We start from the raw sequence: 3,392 nt of genomic DNA on the forward strand, positions 1-3,392 counted from the left end.
AGCCGCAGCAGCGCGGCGCTCGCCTCCCCGATCTGCACTCGGAGGCGGGCCTCGTCGCGGTCGACGGTGCCGGTCACAGCAGCACCTGCGCGTTCATCAGGACGTCCTCGGTCAGCATGCGCAGGGCGTCGAACTGCCCGGAGTTGCCGTACTTGCGCTTGAGGGTGCCGTACGGGACGAACTCCGCGGACTGCGCGATCTGGTTGGCCTCGGGGATCCACGCCGGTACGACGTTCGCGATCCGTTCGTCGCGCTGCAGCTGTTCGATGATGCTGCGGTGCAGGTTCGACGCACTCCGGTACTTGGTGATGACGAGGCCGATCTCGCGGATGGGATGTCCCGTCCGCTCGGCGAACGCCCGCACCCGGGTCTGCAGCTGCGGGATCCCGTAGGTCGAGAGGATGTCGGGGATGGTCGGAATGAGGTAGCCGTTCGCCAGCCGCAGGCCGTTCTGGGTGAGCATGCCGAGGTTGGGCGGGCAGTCGACGAGGATGTAGTCGTACCGGTCGGCGATCGGGGTGATCGCGTGCAGCAGCACCTGGAGGGGCCGGGTGGACTTCGGGTCGGCGTACTGCTGGTGGCTCAGTCCCTCCTGGATGTCCATCAGATCCAGCGACGAGGCGAGCAGGTCGACGTTCTCGACGGCGCGCACGGGTGAGACGTCGCGCTGGAGGGCCTTCTCGATGTCGAAGGCGGGGGCGTCGGGATCGACGGCACCGCGGAACAGCGTGGCGAGGGTGCGGTCGAGCTGGTTGAGCTCCTGCCAGCGCTCCTCCCCGATCATCATCGTGGTGAGGTTGGTCTGCGGGTCCAGGTCGATCAGCAGCACCCGCTGCCCGAATTCGGCGGCCATGAACTCCGCGAGGGCGGCCGTCGTCGTGGTCTTGCCGACGCCGCCCTTCAGATTGATCGTCGCGATCACCCGCGCCACACCACACCCCCAGCACACTCGCTACTCGTTCGCTCAGCAAAGTACACCGGGACCCGGACGAATCCGGCGCCGGGCACCGGCGCACCCCCTAGATTCGAGGCAGTCGGCGACGGGAGCCCGCGAGTGCGAGAGGGACGGTGGAGGCGCTGGTGGCCGCTCGCGGCCACCGCGGCGCTCGTCGTGCTGCTCGCCGCGACGAACGCGGTCCCGACCTGGCCGGGGCTCATCCACCTGGTGGCGCTGCCGCCGCTGGATCAATTCACCGACCTGCGGATCCTGCTGTCGCGGGCGTCGTCGTGGCCGGCGTTCCTGGTGTTGCTCGCCGGGGTGGCCGCAGCCCGGGTGGCGCTCATGGCGTGGCTCCTGGGCGGCCTCGACGCCCGCCGGCTGCGCTTCGCGGCCCTGTTCTACACGGTCGCGTTCGGGCCGGTGCTGCTGGCGGCGTTCGCCGACGCCACCGCCTACGCGGTCCTGTACTCCCGGCTGTTCTGGCCCGCCGTCGCCCTGATCGGGGTGCTGGTGCTCACGCTCGGCCCGGTGCCGTGGCAGGGCGGATCCCGGTTGCGCGCGGCCGTCGCGCTGACCTGGCGGCGGGGGCTGCGGGTCGAGGTGATGCTGCCGTACTGCGCGGTGATCCTGGCGCTGGGTGCCGTGGCCGAACGGGTCCCGGTCCTGACGGTGCCGCTCGTCCCGGTCTCGGCCGTCGCGACCGGCCTGGCGATCCGGGCGATGGGCCGCCCGGCGCTGCGCCGGCCGGGGGCGGTCCTGACCGCGCTCGTCGCGGTGCTCGCCGCCGCGTCGCTCGTGTTCGTCGCGACCCGCGGGTACGACGAGCCGGAACCCGGACCGCCGCAGCCGGGTTCGCTGTTGATCCTGTCGGGGATCAACTCGGCGTCGGGGCGGGGCGCGATCCACGCGACGGGCGTGCACCGCCTCGGTTACCGCTGCGAGCAGGTGTACTACTTCTCGTATGCCGGACCGGGCGACGGGCAGCCGCAGCGAGACGCGACCTGCCCGATCCGCACGGGTGCCCCCTACGGGCCGAGCGACACCCAGCGTCCGTTCCACGAGCAGGTCGATCTGTTCGTCGAGCAGGCGTCCGCGCTGCCTCGTCCGCTGGTGGTGGCCGCGCATTCGCACGCCGTGTGGGTGGTGTGGGAGGCCGTCGCCACCGGACGGGTCGACGTCGATGCGCTACTGCTGGTCGGCCCGTTCCCGAGCACCCCGACCGGCTATCCCCCACCGCACGTGAACGCGCCCGGCCGCGTCTTCGGCGACCTGCTGCGTGCCGCCGCTCCGGCCACCGACCTGGTCCGGTTCCACTTCGACCCGGACACCCCCGCCGCGCGGGAACTGCTCGGCACGGCGGGAGCCGCGGAATCCATCCTCGCTCAGCCACTTCCCGCAACGGTACGAGCAACGAGCCTCCCCGCGGCCACCGATCTGCCCCTGATGCCGGACGACTGGCAGCTCGACGTCGAGCGAAACGGGTGCCCGGCCCGCGTCGCCCACCCGTACCTGCCCAGATCGGCGGCATTCGAGGACGCGGCGATCCGCTTCCTGAACGGGCGGCCGCCCCCACCGTGCCCGCCGTGGCGGGACTGGGGTGCCGTACTCGTGCGGCCGTTCGGGGTGCCGGCCGGGCAGGCTCTGCGATGATCCCGAATTCCCCGGCGACGATCGCCGCCGAGGGGGATATTCGGAGGTGGCCACCACCGGTAACGAACGCGGCATCGCCGGAAGCAGCGCGGTGCTCACGACCCACGACTGCCACCACCAACGACTGCCACGACCCAACGACTGCGGAGTACCCATGACACTGCTTCCCCGCCCCGGTCTGTCGACGATCGTGACGGTTGCCGCCGCTGCACTACTGTCCGTGTCGATGCCGCCGAACGCGCTGGCCTTCGCGCCCGACATCCACGGCGCGATCCTGCGTGCAGCGCTGCCCCCGGCCACCACCGACGGGGGCGTCGACGACCCGGCGCTCGCCGAGATCACCGGCAGCCTCCTCACCGGCACCGGCAACGAAGGCAGCGACCTGTTCCAGGGCGACGCCTTCCGGCACTTCGACAACGCCGCGCGACCGGCGGACGTCTGCGACCGTGCCCGGGACGCGTGGAACTTCTTCGTGCCCGCCGTGATCGCCGGTGCGCAACCCACCGGCCCGCCGGAGTTCCGCACCTCCGCGAACGGCTTCGCGGCCCGCAGCGCCTTCGGCGGCCTGACCCACGCACTCGCCGACTTCTACTCCCATTCGAACTGGGTCGAGCTGGCCGTCGGCACGGATCGGGCACCGGGGCTCGCCCCGCTCTTCCCGACGTGCGATCCCACCGCTCTTCCGGCCGGACTCCACACCGGGTTCTTCGAGCTGACCCCGGCGAACGGCCTCGACGGCTGCCCGAGCGGTCCACCCGCTCCCCCGGCCGGGTCGTCCGTCCCACCGGCCGAGGGCCCGCCC

3 protein-coding genes are annotated in these 3,392 nt (G+C 71.9%); 2 read left to right on the plus strand and 1 reads right to left on the minus strand.

The annotated features are described in order from the left end of the window. Positions 1-73: 73 nt before the first annotated feature. Positions 74-931 carry a ParA family protein gene (locus CQZ88_RS10880; RefSeq protein ID WP_006944784.1) on the minus strand — a complete coding sequence of 286 codons (858 nt, stop codon included), beginning with the start codon at positions 929-931 and terminating at the stop codon, positions 74-76. Positions 932-1,054: 123 nt separating this feature from the next. Here CQZ88_RS10880 and CQZ88_RS10885 point away from each other — a divergent pair, with 123 nt between their 5' ends. Together CQZ88_RS10885 and CQZ88_RS10890 are read left to right on the plus strand one after the other, a co-directional pair. Beyond that, a complete protein-coding gene (locus CQZ88_RS10885; protein WP_102799741.1) occupies positions 1,055-2,590 on the plus strand; it encodes a hypothetical protein in 1,536 nt (511 codons plus the stop codon). A gap of 154 nt (positions 2,591-2,744) precedes the next feature. Then, on the plus strand, positions 2,745-3,392 hold a 648-nt coding region (locus tag CQZ88_RS10890), incomplete at its 3' end, for a hypothetical protein (protein ID WP_219727512.1).

The sequence above is a fragment of the Rhodococcus sp. ENV425 genome (assembly GCF_002887785.1).
Taxonomy (GTDB): domain Bacteria; phylum Actinomycetota; class Actinomycetes; order Mycobacteriales; family Mycobacteriaceae; genus Rhodococcus; species Rhodococcus aetherivorans.